14 protein-coding genes are annotated in these 18574 nt (G+C 61.1%); 6 read left to right on the top strand and 8 right to left on the bottom strand.

Features of this window, described 5'->3' with window-relative positions; translation table 11 throughout:
- Positions 1 to 101: 101 nt before the first annotated feature.
- On the top strand, positions 102 to 1529 hold the full coding sequence (gene sbcB / locus H0Z09_RS11225) for an exodeoxyribonuclease I (protein ID WP_186690774.1): 1428 nt from the start codon (positions 102 to 104) through the stop codon (positions 1527 to 1529).
- Between the two features lie 90 nt (positions 1530 to 1619).
- Here the strand turns inward: sbcB and mvaT are convergent, their stop codons facing one another.
- Positions 1620 to 1994: a histone-like nucleoid-structuring protein MvaT gene (mvaT, locus tag H0Z09_RS11230; protein ID WP_005790963.1), complete on the bottom strand. Its 375-nt coding sequence runs from the start codon at positions 1992 to 1994 to the stop codon at positions 1620 to 1622.
- 350 nt (positions 1995 to 2344) lie between these two features.
- On the opposite strand from mvaT, the gene purU reads away from it, so the two are divergent.
- Positions 2345 to 3193 carry a formyltetrahydrofolate deformylase gene (gene purU / locus H0Z09_RS11235; RefSeq protein ID WP_186690527.1) on the top strand — a complete coding sequence of 283 codons (849 nt, stop codon included), beginning with the start codon at positions 2345 to 2347 and terminating at the stop codon, positions 3191 to 3193.
- A gap of 126 nt (positions 3194 to 3319) precedes the next feature.
- Here the strand turns inward: purU and H0Z09_RS11240 are convergent, their stop codons facing one another.
- From H0Z09_RS11240 to H0Z09_RS11255, 4 genes are all read right to left on the bottom strand, one after another.
- The gene (locus H0Z09_RS11240) at positions 3320 to 4438 is read right to left on the bottom strand and encodes a lysylphosphatidylglycerol synthase transmembrane domain-containing protein (protein WP_186690529.1); all 1119 of its coding nucleotides are present in this window, start codon (positions 4436 to 4438) and stop codon (positions 3320 to 3322) included.
- Positions 4435 to 5178 (bottom strand): polysaccharide deacetylase family protein, encoded by a 744-nt coding sequence (locus tag H0Z09_RS11245; protein ID WP_186690531.1) that lies wholly within the window; start codon positions 5176 to 5178, stop codon positions 4435 to 4437. Before H0Z09_RS11245 ends, H0Z09_RS11240 begins: the two co-directional genes overlap by 4 nt.
- Complete coding sequence (locus tag H0Z09_RS11250; RefSeq protein WP_186690539.1) at positions 5171 to 6292, bottom strand: glycosyltransferase family 1 protein; 1122 nt, start codon at positions 6290 to 6292, stop codon at positions 5171 to 5173. The genes H0Z09_RS11245 and H0Z09_RS11250 overlap by 8 nt, the downstream gene beginning before the upstream one ends.
- Before the next feature lie 137 nt (positions 6293 to 6429).
- Positions 6430 to 8319: a methyl-accepting chemotaxis protein gene (locus tag H0Z09_RS11255; RefSeq protein WP_186690541.1), complete on the bottom strand. Its 1890-nt coding sequence runs from the start codon at positions 8317 to 8319 to the stop codon at positions 6430 to 6432.
- A 204-nt stretch (positions 8320 to 8523) separates the two neighbouring features.
- Between H0Z09_RS11255 and H0Z09_RS11260 the strand changes: the two genes are divergently transcribed.
- Positions 8524 to 10002 carry a helicase HerA-like domain-containing protein gene (locus H0Z09_RS11260; RefSeq protein WP_186690776.1) on the top strand — a complete coding sequence of 493 codons (1479 nt, stop codon included), beginning with the start codon at positions 8524 to 8526 and terminating at the stop codon, positions 10000 to 10002.
- 4 nt (positions 10003 to 10006) lie between these two features.
- Here H0Z09_RS11260 and H0Z09_RS11265 read toward each other — a convergent pair whose 3' ends face one another.
- Complete coding sequence (locus tag H0Z09_RS11265; RefSeq protein WP_076949764.1) at positions 10007 to 10462, bottom strand: DciA family protein; 456 nt, start codon at positions 10460 to 10462, stop codon at positions 10007 to 10009.
- Between the two features lie 305 nt (positions 10463 to 10767).
- Between H0Z09_RS11265 and secA the strand changes: the two genes are divergently transcribed.
- From secA to H0Z09_RS11280, 3 genes are all read left to right on the top strand, one after another.
- Complete coding sequence (gene secA / locus H0Z09_RS11270) at positions 10768 to 13503, top strand: preprotein translocase subunit SecA (RefSeq protein WP_076949763.1); 2736 nt, start codon at positions 10768 to 10770, stop codon at positions 13501 to 13503.
- Positions 13504 to 13625: 122 nt separating this feature from the next.
- Entirely contained in the window at positions 13626 to 14843 is a 1218-nt protein-coding gene (gene argJ, locus H0Z09_RS11275) for a bifunctional glutamate N-acetyltransferase/amino-acid acetyltransferase ArgJ (RefSeq protein WP_186690542.1), read from the top strand.
- Between the two features lie 20 nt (positions 14844 to 14863).
- A complete protein-coding gene (locus tag H0Z09_RS11280) occupies positions 14864 to 15808 on the top strand; it encodes a Nudix family hydrolase (protein WP_186690544.1) in 945 nt (314 codons plus the stop codon).
- 119 nt (positions 15809 to 15927) lie between these two features.
- On the opposite strand, the gene H0Z09_RS11285 is transcribed toward H0Z09_RS11280, so the two are convergent.
- Positions 15928 to 16506: a cob(I)yrinic acid a,c-diamide adenosyltransferase gene (locus H0Z09_RS11285; RefSeq protein WP_186690553.1), complete on the bottom strand. Its 579-nt coding sequence runs from the start codon at positions 16504 to 16506 to the stop codon at positions 15928 to 15930.
- A gap of 2 nt (positions 16507 to 16508) precedes the next feature.
- Positions 16509 to 18545 carry an ATP-binding protein gene (locus tag H0Z09_RS11290; protein WP_186690560.1) on the bottom strand — a complete coding sequence of 679 codons (2037 nt, stop codon included), beginning with the start codon at positions 18543 to 18545 and terminating at the stop codon, positions 16509 to 16511.
- Positions 18546 to 18574: the final 29 nt, after the last annotated feature.

Consider the following 18574-nt stretch of genomic DNA (forward strand, 5'->3'; position numbering starts at 1 on the left):
CTCCTGAAGAGTTTGCTGGATGTTTGTACAGTATATTTGGAGCTGGTCGTGGACGTCGTTCAGCGCCTAGACTTTGTCGTTCTTCAGTACAGGAACAGCCCGTGACCTCCATTTTCTGGTACGACTATGAAACGACCGGCATCAACCCACGCAGTGATCGTCCGCTCCAGGTAGCCGGCATTCGCACGGACCTCGAACTCAACGAGATCGGCGCGCCGGTCAATCTCTATTGCCAGCCAGGCGACGATGTCCTGCCTCATCCGGTTGCGTGCGCAATTACCGGTATCACACCCGCCACACTCGCGGAAAAAGGTCTCGCCGAAGCCGATTTCATGACCAGGGTCCATGCCGAACTGGCGGCCCCGGGCACCTGCGGCGCCGGTTACAACACCTTGCGGTTCGACGACGAAATGACGCGCTACAGCCTGTATCGCAATTTTTTCGACCCTTACGCGCGCGAATGGCAGGGTGGTAACAGCCGCTGGGATCTGATCGATGTGGTCCGCACCGCCTACGCGCTGCGCCCCGAGGGTATTGAGTGGCCGCAGCAGGACGGGCGCGTCACGTTGAAGCTGGAGCGCCTGACCCAAGCCAACGGCATTGACCATGGTCAGGCTCACGATGCGTTGTCCGACGTCCGCGCCACGATTGCCTTGGCTCGATTGGTTCGTGAAAAACAGCCCAAGTTGTATGAATGGCTGTTTCAATTGCGCAGCAAGCAGCGGGTGATGGACCAGGTGCGCTTGCTGCAACCGATGGTGCATATCTCCGGGCGTTTCTCCGCCGAGCGTCATTACCTGGGCGTCGTGCTGCCACTGGCATGGCACCCACGCAATCGTAATGCGTTGATCGTCTGCGACCTGGGGCTTGATCCCCAAGGTTTGCTCGACCTTGATGCCGCTGCCTTGCGCCAGCGTCTCTATACGCGTCGTGACGATCTTGCCGAGGGCGAGTTGCCGGTACCGCTCAAGTTGGTGCATATCAACCGTTGCCCGGTGGTTGCTCCCTTGAATGTGCTGCGGGCAGAGGACCGTGAGCGTCTGCACTTGGACATGAGCGTTTATCAGGAGCGGGCGCTGCGGCTAACTGACGCACAGGAACTTTGGCGCGATAAGTTGGCGTTCATTTACGCCGAGGAAGATTTCGCGCCGAGTTCAGACCCTGAGCAACAGCTTTACGATGGTTTTATCGGCGATCGTGATCGACGTTTATGTGAACAAGTCCGGGTGGCGGAACCTGCGCAATTAGCAAGCCAGCAGTGGCCTTTTGATGATCACCGATTGCCCGAATTATTGTTTCGCTACCGAGCGCGTAACTTCCCCAATACCTTGAACAGTGAAGAACAACAACGCTGGAAACTTTTCTGTCAGCAACGTTTGTCAAACCCTGAGTGGGGCGCACCCAATACCCTTGCGGCATTTAAACTGGCTCGACAGGAGTTGGCCGTTACTGCTACGCCGTTTCAGGCGCAGGTGCTTGAGCAATGGCAGGTATACGCGGACTCATTGGCCGCCAGAATGAATCTGTAAGCGTGTTTGCACACACTTCGCGGGCAATAAAAAACGCCAGCATGCTGGCGTTTTTAATGTGATGCGTAGCAGGCGCAAGCCTGGCGAGGTTTAACCCAGCAGGGTAGCCCAGCCTTCAACCACGTCGCCGCCCCACTTGGCTTTCCACTCTTTGAGGGTTTTGTGGTTGCCACCTTTGGTTTCAATCACTTCGCCGTTGTGCGGGTTTTTGTATTGCTTGACCTTGCGAGCGCGCTTGGTGCCAGTCGTTTTTACAGCGCCGCGCGGTGCCTTAACTTTCGACTCTGGATCCAGCAGCGCGATGATGTCACGCAGGGATTTGGAGTATTCACCCATCAGGGTGCGCAATTTGCCTTCGAATTCCAGCTCGGTTTGCAGTTTGTCGTCTTGGGACAGGTTCTTCAAACGGGCTTGCAGCTCTTTGATAGCTTCTTCGGTGGCACGGTATTCGTTGATCAGAGACATGTGGACTACCTTAATGTAGAGCGCTGTTGACAGGGATAGTGGCCCAATAATAGTCACGCGGTTTGCGCAAGTAAACATTTAAGGTCGTATTTATGTGAATTACTTTGAATGTTTGTAGCCTTGCTGTCCATTCGAGTTAATTACCAGGGCACGAACCTTAAGATAATTTCCTTGAAAACCGCGAAACACCCACAGGGTGACGCAGTAAATTCATAGGCGGGTGGTAAAACCCTAGGCCATTAAGGGGCAAAGGCCAGGCCGGTGATCAGAATAAACGTTAACGAATACTGCAGTTTTGCTGCGCAATCGCTAGAATGGCGGCCTTTGCGAAGTTCTGGAGTTTCCCCCTAATGCGCACTTTTCGGCTGGTGATTGCTTGCCCGGACCGGGTCGGCATCGTTGCCAAAGTCAGTCACTTTCTGGCCTCTCACAACGGTTGGATCACCGAGGCGAGTCATCACTCGGACAATCTCAGCGGTTGGTTCTTCATGCGTCACGAGATCCGTGCCGATTCGCTGCCCTTCGGCCTCGAGGCCTTCCGCGAGGCCTTCGCGCCGATCGCCGAAGAGTTTTCGATGACCTGGCACATTACCGACACCGAGCAGAAAAAACGCGTGGTGTTGATGGCCAGCCGCGAATCCCATTGCCTGGCGGACCTGCTGCATCGCTGGCACAGCGACGAGCTGGACTGCGAAATCGCCTGTGTGATCTCCAATCATGATGACCTGCGCAGCATGGTCGAGTGGCACGGCATCCCGTATTACCACGTACCGGTCAACCCGCAGGACAAGCAGCCGGCGTTCGCCGAGGTGTCGCGCCTGGTCAAGCAGCATGAAGCCGACGTGGTCGTGCTGGCGCGCTACATGCAGATCCTGCCGCCGGAACTGTGCCGCGAATACGCAGGCAAGGTGATCAACATTCACCACAGCTTCCTGCCGTCGTTTGTGGGCGCCAAGCCTTACCATCAGGCTTCCCTGCGCGGTGTGAAGTTGATCGGCGCGACCTGCCACTACGTCACCGAAGAACTGGACGCCGGCCCGATCATCGAGCAGGACGTAGTGCGTGTCAGCCACAGCGACAGCATCGAGGACATGGTGCGTTTCGGTCGTGACGTCGAGAAAATGGTCCTGGCCCGTGGCCTGCGTTACCACCTGGAAGACCGCGTGCTGGTACACGGCAACAAGACGGTCGTGTTCTGATCGACCTGTGGTGATTGAAGAATGAAGGGCCTGGGCGTTAAATCGTTGCAGGCCCTTTTTATTGACTGCACTTTCAGGACACACCCATGACCGACCCGCTCGATAAAGCCACGTCCAGGGCGCCTGCTACCGTGGGCGAAGGCTGTCTGAGTCGCTATGACCCGGATGCGTTGGGTGCCGAGGATGGCACTGACTTTCCGGGGGCTGCCCGGTTGTGGGAGCAGTTGCACAGGCCTGAGGTGCCGCCTGAGCCTTGCGAGCCTTCTGGAAAAGACGCTTGAGCAGCGGTTTGCCGACCATCAGCAGGAATACCGGCCCCCCGCACAGCAGGTAGAAGTAATAGGTCACTGCGCGCCAGATCAGAATGGCCGCCGCTGCGGTTGACTTGCCCACCATGGGCGCCAGCAGCGCTGCCGAGGTCAACTCCGCAGCCCCGGCCCCGCCCGGCAACAGGCTGAATTGCCCGGCCGTCAACGACAGCATCTGGATCAGGAAGCTCCACGCCCATTGCAGGTCCGCGCCCAGCCCGCGCAACGCCAGGTACAGCACGCTGTAGCGTAATAGCCAGTGCAGGCTCGTGAGAACGAACACGCCGATCAATGTCAGCCACGGCAATTTCAATGTGTCGCTGAATGCCGCAAGAAAATGCAGGAGCCTGCGTGCCCATCGCCGGCGCAGACGGGTGCGTACCCGCAGCCCTCTAAGCAGCGCGCCGTTCAGGCGGATGACCTTGCGGTGAAAGCGCACCAGCAACACGCAACACACGAGCCCGCCCACCATCGACACCGCACTGAACTCCAGAAGCCACTCCAACCGCGGGTTCAGGGAGTGGAACAGGGCGTACAGCGCAATGCCCATCAACGCGCAGAGAAAAAACAGCAGGTCGCTCAACTGGTCCATGGCAAACACTGCGCTGCCCTGGGCCGGCCGTATGCCGTGGCGCGCCAGCAAGGCCATCAACGTCAGCGGGCCGCCACTGCCGCCCGGCGTGGCGCACTGGGCAAATTCGGTGGACATCACCACGCCCAGGCATTTGCGCCGGGTCAGTTGCCCGCTGTGCTCGCCCAGCAACAGGCGCAGGCGCAGGCTATTGATGACCCAGCACAGCACGATCATGGCGAACATCGCCAGTAACAATTGCCGGGGGAACTGCGCCAGGCGCATAAGGGTTTCACCGCCGCCCAGCCATACCGGAACGACCAGCGCCACCAGCAATGCCAGCAGCAGCCAAAGCAACCGGCTCATGTTTGCGATGCCAGCCAGGCCACCTTGGTTTGCGGCGTACGGCCGGCGTCCAGCAAGCGGTGCAGCGTTTCAAGCCAATAGCGGCGGGAAAAGTCGTGGCGCATGTCCACCGGGTGCAGTCCCAGCCGAATGACCGGGGCGCTGTGCCAGCGTTGTTCGCGGCGGTCGCTGATGACTTTGGACAGGCCTCGACGCCACGCACTGCGCGCGCTCCACACCAGGCCCGGTGCGTCGACCCGGGTGAAGTCGGGAAGCCGATACAGGTGCTGCGGGTCGCTGGTATAGCTGAGCGGCAACTGACGCAAGGCGTCGCGGGTGCCCTGGCTCATCAACCAGGCAGGGGCGACGAAACCGTGAAGGGGCCAGCCGCTGCGCTGGAAGACGTCGATGCCGGCGCTCAGGCGCGCCCGTGCCTGGGCCTCTGACAATTGGTAGAACTCGCCTTCGTGGGTATAGACACGGCGCATGAACCAGTCTTTTGGCGTGCGCGGCGCCGGTTGGTCGTCGCTGTGGAAGTAGCCGTGCAAGGCCAACTCATCGCCCCTGGCGACACGGCTGTCCAGCAGTTGCCGGAAATCCCCGTCGACGGGCAGCGCATCGTGATGATGAAAATCCGGTACCACCAGCCAGGTGATCGGAACATCGCCCAGCTTGTCCACGGCTTCGACAAAGGGCCGATAGTCGGCCCAGTTGTGCGGCGCCACGTCGTGCAATACCAGCAACACCGAGCGTTCAACCATGGGCAAGCATCGGCTTGTGAGTGCCTACGACCGCGTGATAATGGCCGAGCAGGCTATCGACCACGGTGTCCCATGCGTAATGGCGCTCTACATGCTGCCGCGCTTGCGCCCCCAGGCGGCGGCTGTCGGCGCTGAACAACTCTCGCACGGCATCGGCCATCGCCTTGGGGTCGTTGGGCGCGCACAGCAGGCCACAGCGCTCATCGACAATCTCAGTGAAGGCACCGGCGGCCACCGCGACCACCGGTATGCCGCAGGCCATGGCTTCCAGGATGACCAGGCCGAAGGTTTCCTGGTCGCCGCCATGCAACAGCGCATCGGCGCTGGCCATCAACCGCGCGACATGCTCGGCGGGGCGGAACTCGTCAATTACGCTCACGTTGTCCGGTACGCTGGCGGGCATGCCGGAGCCCACCAGGAGCAAGTGGTAGCCATCCCCCAGGCGTTTCATGCAGTTGAGCAGCACCGGCAGGTTCTTCTCTTTTGAGCCGCGTCCGGCGAAGATCAATAGACGTGTCTCTTCGTCTATACCCAGTTCCGCGCGCAAACCGGGGTCTCGTGCGTGCGGCGTGAAGGTTTGCAGATCGACCCCCAACGGCTGGGCGAAGACGTTTTTCACCCCAAGCCCGGTGAGCTTGTCGGCCATGACCTGGCTGGGCGCCAGTACCCGGTCAAAATTCTTGTAAAGTTTGCTGACATAAGCTTCAACGTTGGGGGTAAACCAAGGCCCCATGCGGTTGCTCACCAGCAGCGGCAGGTCGGAGTGATAAAAACCGATGACCGGCACGTCCCGTTGACGCCTGGCATCCAGCGCCGCCCAGGCGGTGAGGTAAGGATCGCCCACCTCGATAAGATCGGGCTGCAATTCGTGCAGGACATTTCGCCATGGCGCCAGGCGCAGCGGGAATCGATAGCCTTTGCCGAACGGCAGCGGTGGGGCCGGTACGGTGTACACCCCGTCCTGCTCGCCCAAGTGGGCGCCGGGTATCAGCAGGCTGTGGCGAATACCGGGCTTGAGCGCCAGCCGCCGGTGCTTGGCGTCCAGATAGGTCCGTACACCACCGCTGGCGGGGGCGTAGAACATGGTTATGTCAGCGATATGCACGATGAACATCCCTCCGATCCATTGCTCTCCTTACGTGGACCTTAGGCAAAGATAGATGTTCGGTTGGGTTGGAGGCGTACGGCGGTGTTCAAGCACGGCTATAGAAAGTGGGAGCAGGGGTGCTCCCACAGGGTGTTGCGGATTGATCAGATCCGGAAACTGCCGACCAACTGCTTCAGACGCGCGGCCTGTTGCTCCAGATCGGCGCAAGCGCGCAGGGTCGATTGCAGGTTTTCCACGCCTTCCTGGTTGAGGGTGTTGATCTCGGTAATGTCCATGTTGATCGACTCTACCACCGAGGTCTGTTCCTCGGTGGCGGTGGCGACTGACTGGTTCATGCCATCGATCTCGCCGATGCGCTGGGTCACGCTGTTCAGGCGTTCGCCGGCCAGGTTGGCGATTTCCACGCTGTCGTGGCTGTGGCGCTGGCTTTCGCTCATGGTGCTCACCGAGTCCCGGGCGCCGACTTGCAGCTCCTCGATCATCTTCTGCACTTGCTGCGCCGACTCCTGGGTGCGATGCGCCAGGTTACGCACCTCATCCGCGACCACCGCAAACCCACGTCCGGCTTCCCCGGCGCGAGCCGCTTCAATCGCCGCGTTGAGCGCCAGCAGATTGGTTTGTTGCGAGATGCTGGTGATAACCTCGAGGATCTGGCCGATGTTCACGGTTTTGCTGTTAAGGGCTTCGATATTGCTGCTCGAGGCGCTGATCATCGCAGACAGCTCGGTCATCGCCTTGATATTGCGTTCGACCACCTGTTGACCGTCTTCGGCCAGGTGGCGCGCGTCGCTGGCCTGGCTGGACGCCTGCGCCGCATTGCGCGCGATTTCCTGGGCGGCCGCGCCCAGTTCGTTGATCGCTGCCGCGACGCTGCTGGTGCGGTTGGCCTGCTCGTCTGAATTGACCATCGATGAGTTGGAGGCACTGACCACGCGCAGGGCCACTTCGTTGACCTGCTCGGTGGCGGATGACACTTCGCGGATAGACGTGTGAATGCGCTCCACAAAGCTGTTGAATGCGTCACCCAGTGTGCCGAATTCGTCATGGTTCTGGATGGTCAGGCGCCGCGTGAGGTCGCCCTCGCCGTCGGCGATGTCCTGCATGGCGCGCGTCATCAGGTGCAGCGGTTGCAGGAGTACGCGGATCAGCATGCCGAGCAGCGCGATGATGATCGCCACGGCAATCACGGTAGCAATCACCGCCGAGGTGCGAAATTCACTGAGCATGGCGAAGGCATCGGCTTTATCCACGGAAACGCCGAGGTACCAGTTCACCGAGGGCAGGCCTTTGATCGGTGTGAAGGTGACGATATTGGTCTTGCCGTTGGCCTCGACTTCACTGAAGACGGCGCTGATTTTCGGTGTATTTCCCGGATAAACGTCGGCGAGCGTCTTCATCACCAGGTTCTTGTCCGGGTGCACCAGCACCTTGCCGTCGGCGCTGACCAGAAACGCGTAGCCCATGCCGCCGAAATTCAAGGCGCCGATCTTGTCGACCAGCGTCTGCAGGCTGAGGTCGCCGCCCACCACGCCGACAGCCTGGCCGCCCTTGGTACTGGGCGTGGCGATGGAAATGATCAATTGGCCGGTGGCTGCGTCGACGTAGGGTTCGGTCAGGGTTGAGCCGTTGCTGCTCTGGGCGCCTTTGTACCAGGGCCGTACACGCGGGTCGAAGCCGTCCGGCATCTTGGTGTCTGGGCGAATGGTAAACGCGCCCTGGCTGTCGCCGACGTAGGTCGCCATGAAGGAGGATGTCAGGGTTTTCTGCTCCAGCAGGCTGGCCACCACTCCAGGTTCCGGGTTGATGGCGATGTTCTGCGCGGCGTTTTCCACCAGTACGATGCGCCCGTTCAGCCAGGTCTGAATACTGCCGGCGGTGACATCGCCCATTTCGTGCAGGTAGCTGTTGAGGTCGTCGCGAATGGCGTTGCGTTGCAGGTAGTCGTTATAGAGGGTGAACAGCGCGAATGCGGCGATGACGATAAGGGAGGCTGCAAGCAGGATTTTGTGGCTGAAGCGCAGATTTTTATTCATGGCTCGTAGGGTCCGCTAAGGTCTTGATATCCGAAGCGCGTCCTTATGGGAGGCGCAAAATGGCAACGTTGAAAAAGGTGTGATACTTCTGGTGATGGCTTTGTGGGTCCCGGTAGGAACCGTCTGACCGGTTTTTCGATTTTGTGGGTTTCACATAGGCTTGTATCGACCTGGCGACACTAAAGATTAACCATGGGTGACGAAATGCCTGACTCCACGCAACTGCTTATCGGCGCCGACCTTAGCGGCCAGCCCATCGCCCAGGCCATGCGCCTGGCCAACCGTCACGGGCTGGTCGCCGGCGCCACCGGCACGGGCAAGACCGTCACGTTGCAACGCCTGGCCGAAGCCTTCAGTGATGCGGGCGTAGCTGTGTTTGCCGCCGACATCAAGGGCGACCTGTGCGGCCTCGGTGCGGCGGCGGACCCCCAAGGCAAAGTCGCGGAGCGTATCGCCGGCATGCCTTTCCTCAACTACACGGCCAAGGCTTATCCGGTCACGCTGTGGGACATCCACGGGCAGTCCGGTCATCCGTTGCGCACCACCATCAGCGAAATGGGCCCGTTGCTGCTTGGCAGCTTGTTGGAACTCACCGATAGCCAGCAGTCGGCGCTTTACGCCGCCTTCAAGGTGGCGGATCGCGAAGGCTTGTTGCTGCTGGACCTCAAGGACCTCAAGGCATTGCTCAACCATCTGCGCTATCACCCGCAGCTGCTGGGCGAAGACGCAGCGCTGATGACCACCGGTTCCAGCCAGGCCCTGTTGCGCCGCCTGGCGGTGCTGGAGCAGCAGGGCGCCGAGGCGTTGTTTGGCGAGCCGGCCCTGCAGTTGGAAGACATCCTGCAGCCCAACGCTGACGGACGCGGGCGCATCCACCTGCTGGACGCCAGCCGCCTGGTGCATGAAGCGCCGAAGGTGTACGCGACGTTTCTGTTGTGGCTGCTCGCGGAATTGTTCGAGCAACTGCCCGAGCGCGGTGACGCCGAAAAACCCCTGCTGGCGCTGTTTTTCGATGAGGCGCATCTGCTGTTCGCCGATACGCCCAAGGCGTTGCAGGAGCGTCTGGAGCAGGTGGTGCGGCTGATTCGTTCCAAAGGCGTTGGCGTGTATTTTGTCACCCAATCGCCAGGCGACCTGCCGGACAGCGTGCTGGCCCAGCTCGGCCTGCGCATCCAGCATGGCCTGCGGGCGTTCACCACCAAAGAACAGAAATCCCTGCGCGCCGTAGCGGACGGTTTTCGGCCAAACACGGCGTTTGATGCCTTGTCGGTATTGACCGAGCTGGGCACCGGTGAGGCGTTGGTCGGTACCTTGCAGGAAAAAGGCACGCCGGAAGTGGTCCAGCGCGTCCTGGTCGCACCGCCACAATCGCGGATCGGGCCGCTCAGCGCAGCCGAACGCGCTGCCCTGATGGCCAGCTCACCCTTTAAGGGCCGTTACGACAAACCAATCGATCGTGAATCTGCTTACGAAGTGCTGATGGCGCGCAAGGAACTGGGGCCGACCGAGGAAGGCAAGCCATCCGCCGACGAGCCGAGCTTCACCGATAGAGCCGGGGCGTTCCTCGGCACAACAGCAGGCAAGGCGCTCAAATCGGCAATGCAGCAAGCCGCCAATCAGATGGGGCGGCAATTGGTGCGGGGGTTGCTGGGGTCGTTATTGGGCGGCAGCAAGCGTAAGTAGCCGATCAGGACTTGGGCCTGGCGTGGGCCGCCAGCCGTTCAAGCGCCGCGCGCAAGCCTGGGTTGCTGATGCCCTCGGCCGTTGCCTGAATGGTTTCGGCCGCATTCACTGACAGATCATGGGTATGCTCCACCACCCCAGGCAGGGTGGTGGGCGGTTGCACCTTGAACTGGATGCGCGTCAAACCGGCGAATTCATCAAAGGCCATCAATTGACGTTGCAAGCGTTTTTGCTGATAGCGCAAACGCGTGGCCCAATGGCCGTCCGTGACAATCAGCAGCAGGTTGCCTTCACGCCAGGACGCCACGCGGCAATGTTCGCGCGCGGCAGGCTGCAGTTGGCTTTCGAGCAGGCGTTGCAGATGGCCCAAGCGTTGCGCATGGCCAAAGATGGCTTTGAGCGGCTTGGCATCGCGAAGCAACACGCTGGGCGCGCGGGCTGTCAGGGGGCGAAATGCCATAATTGGACACCTTCAGTAACAGAGCGGCCATCTTAGCAGAAAGCGCCTGGATGCCCCCGGTCACTGCTTCCGTGGGGTTTTTGTCGTGAAATCAATCGCTAACTTCTCGCCTGCGTGGGTTGAAGTTCCGGCAAAAGCCCTTATTTTAAACAAGCCCTCTCACAGCGCCATGCCAGCATCGGGGAACAACGCCACTTTCCTCACCCACGATTCCGGGTAGAATGCGCGTTCGCATGCGGCCGTGAGGGCTGCTCGGGCCACTCACGGTGCGCCCTCCATCCCTATGTGTGGAAGAACCTGCCGATATGTTTGCGCCTTTGTTAAAGAAACTTTTTGGAAGCAAGAATGAGCGCGAAGTCAAACGCATGCTCAAGACGGTGCAGCTGGTCAATGCCTTCGAAGAGCAGATGGTTGCCCTTTCGGACGAGCAATTGCGCGCCAAGACCGAAGAGTTCAAGGCCCGCATAGCCAAAGGTGAAACCCTCGACAAGCTGCTTCCCGAAGCCTTCGCGGTCGCCCGTGAAGCCGGCAAGCGCGTCATGGGCATGCGCCACTTCGACGTCCAGTTGATCGGCGGCATGACCTTGCATGAAGGCATGATCGCCGAAATGCGTACCGGTGAAGGCAAGACCCTGGTGGCAACCCTGGGCGTTTACCTCAACGCACTGTCCGGCAAGGGCGTGCACGTTGTGACGGTGAACGACTACCTGGCTCGCCGGGACGCCAACTGGATGCGCCCGTTGTATGAATTCCTCGGCCTTACCGTGGGTGTGGTCACGCCGTTCCAGCCGCCTGAGGAAAAACGCGCCGCCTACGCCGCCGACATCACCTACGGCACCAACAACGAATTCGGTTTCGACTACCTGCGCGACAACATGGCGTTCAGCATGGAAGAAAAATTCCAGCGCGAACTCAACTTTGCCGTGATCGACGAAGTCGACTCCATCCTCATCGACGAAGCCCGTACCCCGCTGATCATTTCCGGCCAGGCCGAAGACAGTTCGCGCCTGTACACCGAGATCAACAAGCTGATCCCGCGTCTGGAGCAGCACATCGAAGAAGTGGAAGGCGTGGTGACCAAAGAGGGTCACTTCACCATCGACGAGAAGACCCGCCAGGTCGAGCTCAACGAAGCCGGTCACCAGTTCGTCGAAGATATGCTGACCCAGATCGGCCTGCTGGCCGAGGGCGAAAGCCTGTACTCGGCGCACAACCTGGGCCTGCTGACCCACGTGTATGCCGGCCTGCGCGCTCACAAATTGTTCCACCGCAACGTCGAATACATTGTGCAGGACGGCCAGGTCGTGCTGGTTGACGAACACACCGGCCGTACCATGCCGGGGCGTCGCTTGTCCGAAGGCCTGCACCAGGCCATCGAAGCCAAGGAGATGCTCAACATCCAGGCCGAAAGCCAGACGTTGGCGTCCACCACCTTCCAGAACTACTTCCGTCTGTACAACAAGCTGTCCGGCATGACCGGTACGGCCGACACCGAAGCGTTCGAATTCCACCAGATCTACGGTCTGTCGGTGGTGGTCATCCCGCCGAACAAACCGCTGGCGCGTAAAGACTACAACGACCTGGTGTTCCTGACCGCCGAAGAGAAGTATGCGGCGATCATCAACGACATCAAGGACGGCATGTCCAAGGGCCGTCCGATCCTGGTGGGTACCGCCACCATCGAGACCTCCGAGCACGTGTCCAACCTGCTCAACAAGGAAGGCATCGAGCACAAGGTGCTCAACGCCAAGTTCCACGAAAAAGAAGCCGAGATCATTGCCCAGGCCGGTCGCCCAGGCGCGCTGACCATCGCCACCAACATGGCCGGTCGTGGTACCGACATCCTGTTGGGCGGCAACTGGGAAGTGGAAGTGGCGTCGCTGGACAACCCGACGCCCGAGCAGATCGCCCAGATCAAGGCCGACTGGCAGAAGCGTCACCAGGCCGTGCTGGAATCCGGCGGTTTGCAGGTGATCGCCTCCGAGCGTCACGAATCGCGCCGTATCGACAACCAGTTGCGTGGTCGTGCCGGCCGTCAGGGTGACGCCGGTTCGAGCCGTTTCTACCTGTCCCTGGAAGACAGCCTGATGCGCATCTTCGCCTCGGACCGCGTGAAGAACTTCATGAAGGCCCTGGGCATGCAGTCCGGCGAAGCGATCGAGCACCGCATGGTGACCAACGCCATCGAGAAGGCACAGCGCAAGGTCGAAGGCCGCAACTTCGACATTCGCAAGCAACTGCTTGAGTTCGATGACGTCAACAACGAACAGCGTAAAGTGATCTATCACATGCGTAACACGTTGCTGGCCGCCGACAACATTGGCGAGACCATTGCCGACTTCCGCCAGGACGTGCTCAACGCCACCGTCAGCGCGCATATCCCGCCACAGTCCTTGCCGGAACAGTGGGATGTTGCCGGTCTGGAAGCGGCGTTGAAGAACGACTTCGGTGTCGACCTGCCGGTTCAGCAGTGGCTCGACGAAGACGATCACCTGTACGAAGAAACACTGCGCGAGAAGCTGATGACCGAGCTGCTGGCCGCGTACAACGAGAAAGAAGAGCAGGCGAGTGCCGAAGCACTGCGCACCTTCGAGAAGCAAATCGTACTGCGCGTGCTGGACGACTTGTGGAAAGACCACCTGTCGACCATGGATCACCTGCGTCACGGCATTCACCTGCGTGGCTACGCCCAGAAGAATCCGAAGCAGGAGTACAAGCGCGAGTCGTTCACGCTGTTCTCCGAGTTGCTGGATTCGATCAAGCGCGATTCGATCCGCGTGCTGTCCCACGTTCAGGTGCGTCGCGAAGACCCGATCGAGGAGGAAGCTCGCCTGCGTCAGGAAGCCGAGGCACTGGCTGCGCGCATGCAGTTCCAGCATGACGAAGCGCCGGGCCTGGATGCGCCTGAGGTGTTGGGTGAAGAGGTCGATGTGGCCCTGGCTCAAACCCCGGTGCGCAACGATCAGAAACTGGGCCGCAACGAGCTGTGCTGGTGCGGTTCGGGCAAGAAGTTCAAACACTGCCACGGCCAGATCGAATAGGATCTGCACCTGACGCTGCAACACCCTGCGCCGCGACCGGCCTCTGCCGTCGCGGCGTTTTGCCATTAATTTCCCGTCGATCACGACGGCACAGACATCACCCATTTTTAAGGAGCGCATTCATGGCTGTTGGTCTTGGTCCTTTGCCCACGTTGCACCCGGTTGCCGGTTTTGAACTCGGTATCGCCTCGGCCGGCATCAAGCGCCCGGGGCGCAAGGACGTCGTGGTAATGCGCTGTGCCGAAGGCTCGACTGTCGCGGGCGTGTTCACCCTCAATGCGTTCTGCGCTGCGCCGGTGATCCTGGCCAAGCAACGCGTGGCCGGCGCTATCCGTTACCTGCTGACCAACACCGGCAATGCCAACGCCGGCACCGGCGAGCCAGGCCTGGTGGCCGCCGCACGCACCTGCGCCAAGCTGGCCCAGTTGACCGGGGTCGACGCCAGCCAAGTGCTGCCGTATTCCACCGGTGTGATCGGTGAACCGCTGCCCGTGGAAAAAATCGAAGGCGCGCTGCAAGCCGCGCTGGATGACCTGTCTGTGGATAACTGGGCGGCAGCCGCCACCGGCATCATGACCACCGACACCCTGCCCAAAGGCGCGAGCCGTCAGTTCGTGCACGACGGTGTGACGGTGACCGTGACCGGCATCAGCAAGGGCGCGGGCATGATCCGTCCGAACATGGCGACCATGCTCGGCTACATCGCCACCGACGCCAAAGTCTCCCGTGATGTGTTGCACAGCCTGATCCTGGACGGTGCCAACAAGTCGTTCAACCGCATCACCATCGATGGTGACACCTCCACCAACGACTGCTGCATGTTGATCGCCACCGGCCAGGCCAACCTGCCGGAAATTACCGAAGCGAGCGGGCCGCTGTTTGCTGCACTGAAGCAGGCCGTGTTTGAAGTGTGCATGGACGTGGCCCAGGCCATCGTGCGCGACGGCGAAGGGGCGACCAAGTTTGTCACGGTAGAAGTCAACGGCGGCACGAACCATCAGGAATGCCTGGATGTCGGCTACACCGTGGCCCACTCGCCGCTGATCAAGACCGCGCTGTTCGCCTCCGACCCGAACTGGGGCCGTATCCTGGCCGCCGTTGGCCGTGCCGGCGTGCCGGACCTGGACGTGAGCAAGATCGACGTGTTCCTTGGCGACGTGTGCATCGCCAGCCGTGGCGCCCGTGCCGAGTCCTACACCGAAGCCCAAGGCTCGGCGGTGATGCAGCAGGAAGAAATCACTATCCGCATCGAACTGGGTCGCGGCGAGTGCAGCGAAACCATCTGGACCACCGACCTGTCCCACGAGTACGTGAAGATCAACGCGGAATACCGTACCTGATAGCCAAGAGGAAAAACGCGGTGAAACGAGTGCATGTAGCAGCAGCGGTGATCCGCGGTGTCGACGGCAGGATCCTGTTGGCGCGCCGCGCCGATACCCAGCACCAGGGCGGCCTCTGGGAATTTCCCGGCGGCAAGGTGGAGGCCGGTGAGTCGGTCGCCAACGCGCTGTCCCGCGAATTGCAGGAGGAGTTGGGTATCCAGGTCACCACGGCGCGGCCGCTGATCAAGGTGCAGCATGACTACCCCGACAAGCAGGTGTTGCTGGATGTCTGGGAAGTTGCGGCCTTTACCGGCGAGCCTCACGGCGTCGAAGGGCAACCGCTGGCATGGGTTGCCCCACGGGACCTGCTCAGCTACGCGTTTCCGGCGGCCAATGCGCCGATCGTCGCCGCTGCGCGCTTGCCTGCCGACTACCTGATCACCCCTGGCGAACTGGAAACCCCTGCACTGTTGCGCGGCATCCAGAAAGCCATTGCCGGCGGCATCAAGCTGGTCCAACTGCGCGCGCCTAATGGGTATGACCCCAAATACCGTGACCTCGCGGTGGATGCCGTGGGCTTATGCGCAGGCAAGGCTCAATTGATGCTCAAGGGGCCGTTCGAATGGTTGGGCGATTTTCCCGCAGCCGGCTGGCACATGACCGCGGCGCAATTGCGTAAACACGCTAGCCAGGGGCGGCCGTTGCCGAAGGAGCGCTGGCTGGCCGCGTCGTGCCACAACGCTGAGGAGTTGGCGCTGGCTGAGTTGATGGATGTGGATTTTGTCACGCTGTCGCCGGTGCAACCGACTCAGACTCACCCCGACGCACAGCCGTTGGGCTGGGAGCAGGCGGCGCAGTTGATCAGCGGGTTCAGCAAGCCGGTGTTTCTGCTGGGCGGGGTTGGGCCGGCTGAACGGGAGAAAGCTTGGGAAGCCGGGGCTCAGGGTGTGGCGGGGATTCGGGCGTTTTGGCCGCAGGGTTGATGGTGTTCTGAGGGCCTCATCGCAGGCAAGCCAGCTCCCACAATTTTGATCTGTGAACACATTCAAAATGTGGGAGCTGGCTTGCCTGCGAAGAGGCCAGGCCAGTCACCCAATAATTATCAGTGGGGCTTCGCCGCCGCCTGCCACAACACCTCGGCAACCCCCTGGCGCCTGGCAATCACCCTGGCCGCCACAAACAGCAAATCCGACAGCCGATTGATATACGCCAACCCTACGCCTTCCAGCGGTTCCAACGCATTCAGCTGCTGACAGCGCCGCTCCGCACTGCGCGCCAGGCTGCGACACACATGGGCTTGGGCGATCAACGCCGAACCTCCCGGCAGGATGAAATTCTCCAGCGGCCCGACTTCCTCGTTCCAGCGGTCGATGGCCGCTTCCAGCCGGTCCACTTCGGCCGCGTTCAACGCCTTGTACTCCGGCATCGCCAGCTCGCCGCCCAGGTCAAACAACCGGTGCTGGCAAGGTGTGAGTACCTCGATCACATCCTGCAACCCCGGATGCTGTCCGCCCAGTGCCTCGAGATACGCCAGCAGCAATCCGAGCTGACTGTTCAGCGTGTCCACTTCGCCAATCGCCTCCACGCGTGGATGGTCCTTGGGCACGCGGCGGCCGTCGCCCAGGCCGGTCTCGCCTGTGTCGCCGGTGCGGGTGTAGATTTTCGACAGGCGAAAGCCCATGGTCATTGCTCCAGTTGGTTCGATTCGTAAGGCGGTAGTTGGCTGCCGGCCAAGGGCAGGCGCAGGGTGAAGCACGTGCCCTGGCCGAGGGTGGAATGCACTTCCATCTGACCCTTATGGTTGTTGGTGATGATGAAATACGACACCGACAGCCCAAGCCCGGTGCCCTGGCCGATTTCCTTGGTGGTGAAGAACGGCTCGAAGGTCCGCTTGCGCACGTTCTCGCTCATGCCGATGCCGTTGTCTTCCACTTGAATCTCTGCCCACGGCGGGTTGAGGCGGGTGCGCAGGATAATGCGCCCCGGCTCGCTGCCGTCTTCACGCAGGTGAATGGCCTGGGCGGCGTTTTTCAGCAGGTTGAGCAGCACCTGTTCCAGCTCGTTGGCGGTGCCGGGTACCGGGCCCAGTTGTGGGTCGAACTGGCGGATGATCGCCTGGCCCTTGAAGTCGAAGCCGATGGCCAGGTCGAAGTCGTTACCGGCGATCTCCACCGCCTGGTCGATCAGTGCCGGTAAATCGCACGGCGCCATTTGCCGGTTGCTGCGGCGACTGAAGCTGAGCATATGGGTGACGATCTTCGCCGCCCGCGCCCCGGCCTGCTGGATGCCATCGAGCAGTTGCGGAACTTCCCGGCCTTCGAGGTAGCGGTTGACCGTGGCCAGTTCGACGCCCGCCTGTTCGGCGTACTCCAGGTTCCTGGGCAAGTCAGGCGACAGGCGGCGGCGGATATTCTGCACGTTGTGCAGGATCGCCCCCAACGGGTTGTTGATCTCATGGGCCATGCCGGCGGCCAGGCCACCCACGGAGAGCATTTTCTCCGACTGCACCATCATTTCTTCCAGGGACAAACGCTGGGTGATGTCGTCGATCCGGATCACCACGCCGCGCCCGGCACCGCCCATCAGGGGGTAGAACGTCAGGGCATAATGTTTGGGTTCGTCGTCCTTGAACCAGGTGACCCGCTCGATCCGCTCCACGGTATGTTGCTCGACCGCTGCCCGGATTTGCGGCAGGTACGGTTTGAGCGGCTGGAATGCCAGGTAGATCGGCTGGTTCAAGGCTTCGTCCAGGCGCGTGCCGGAGAGGGCGCTGGCCTCCTGGTTCCACTGGGTTACGTAAAGCTGCTCATCCAGGGCGATGAGCGCCGAGGGCATCGAGTCGATGATGCTGTTCAGGTAATTCTGGAACCCGGTGAGTTTTTTCTCGATCTTGCTGCGCACCTGCACTTCCAGTTCCAGCTTGCGGTTGGTGTGGCGCGTCTCTTCAGCCAAACCCTGTGCCTGGTCATAGGCTGCCTGGGAGTCGTCCCGCGCACGCTTGAGTTGCTGCTCGCGGGCTTCGATGCGTGACAGCATGGTGTTGAAGGCCTCGGCCAGGCTGCCGATTTCATCGTGGTTGCCACGGCCGGCACGCAGGGCGTAGTTCTCTTCGCGGGTGACCTGGCGCGACAGTTCTTCCAGTTCGTGGATCGGTCGGGTGATCAGGCGTTTGATCTGGCGGGCGATGACCAACCACAACAACACGCTGAAAATCAGGATGCCCAGGCTGGCGGTCAGCGTGCCGGTATAAAACGCCATCGGCAATTCACTGCTGGCTACCAGCAGCAAATGCCCGGGCGGCTGGCCTGCGCGGGGCAGGGTGATGATCTGGTTGTTGCGAAACTCGGTGACGCGCCAGGCTTCGATATACCGATAGTTGTCCGGCAGGTGCAGACGGTCGCCGGATTGCATCTGCGCCAGGCGGTTGCCTTGGCCGTCGTACAGGGCGGCGGCGCGCAGGGGTGAATAACTGGTCAGCTCATTGAGCAGGGCGTTGGCTTTGGCGGGCGATTCGAGGGCCTCGGCGGCAAGGCCAGGGTTGGACACCAGGCGACCGATGGCCTGCAAGGCCTGGGGGGCCATGCTTTCCTGGGAGATCCAATAGGCGGCGCTGATAAAGGTCAGGTTGGCCACCAGCAACACGGTGGTCAACAGCACCAGCAAGGCAGCCAGCAGTTTTTGCCCGACCGGTAGGTTTTCAAGACGCTGGCGCAGCGGCATCAGGGTTTTCCCAGGTGATAGACAGCGGG

Origin of the sequence: Pseudomonas sp. SWRI18 (assembly GCF_014268345.1) — a bacterium.
Classification (GTDB): domain Bacteria; phylum Pseudomonadota; class Gammaproteobacteria; order Pseudomonadales; family Pseudomonadaceae; genus Aquipseudomonas; species Aquipseudomonas cedrina.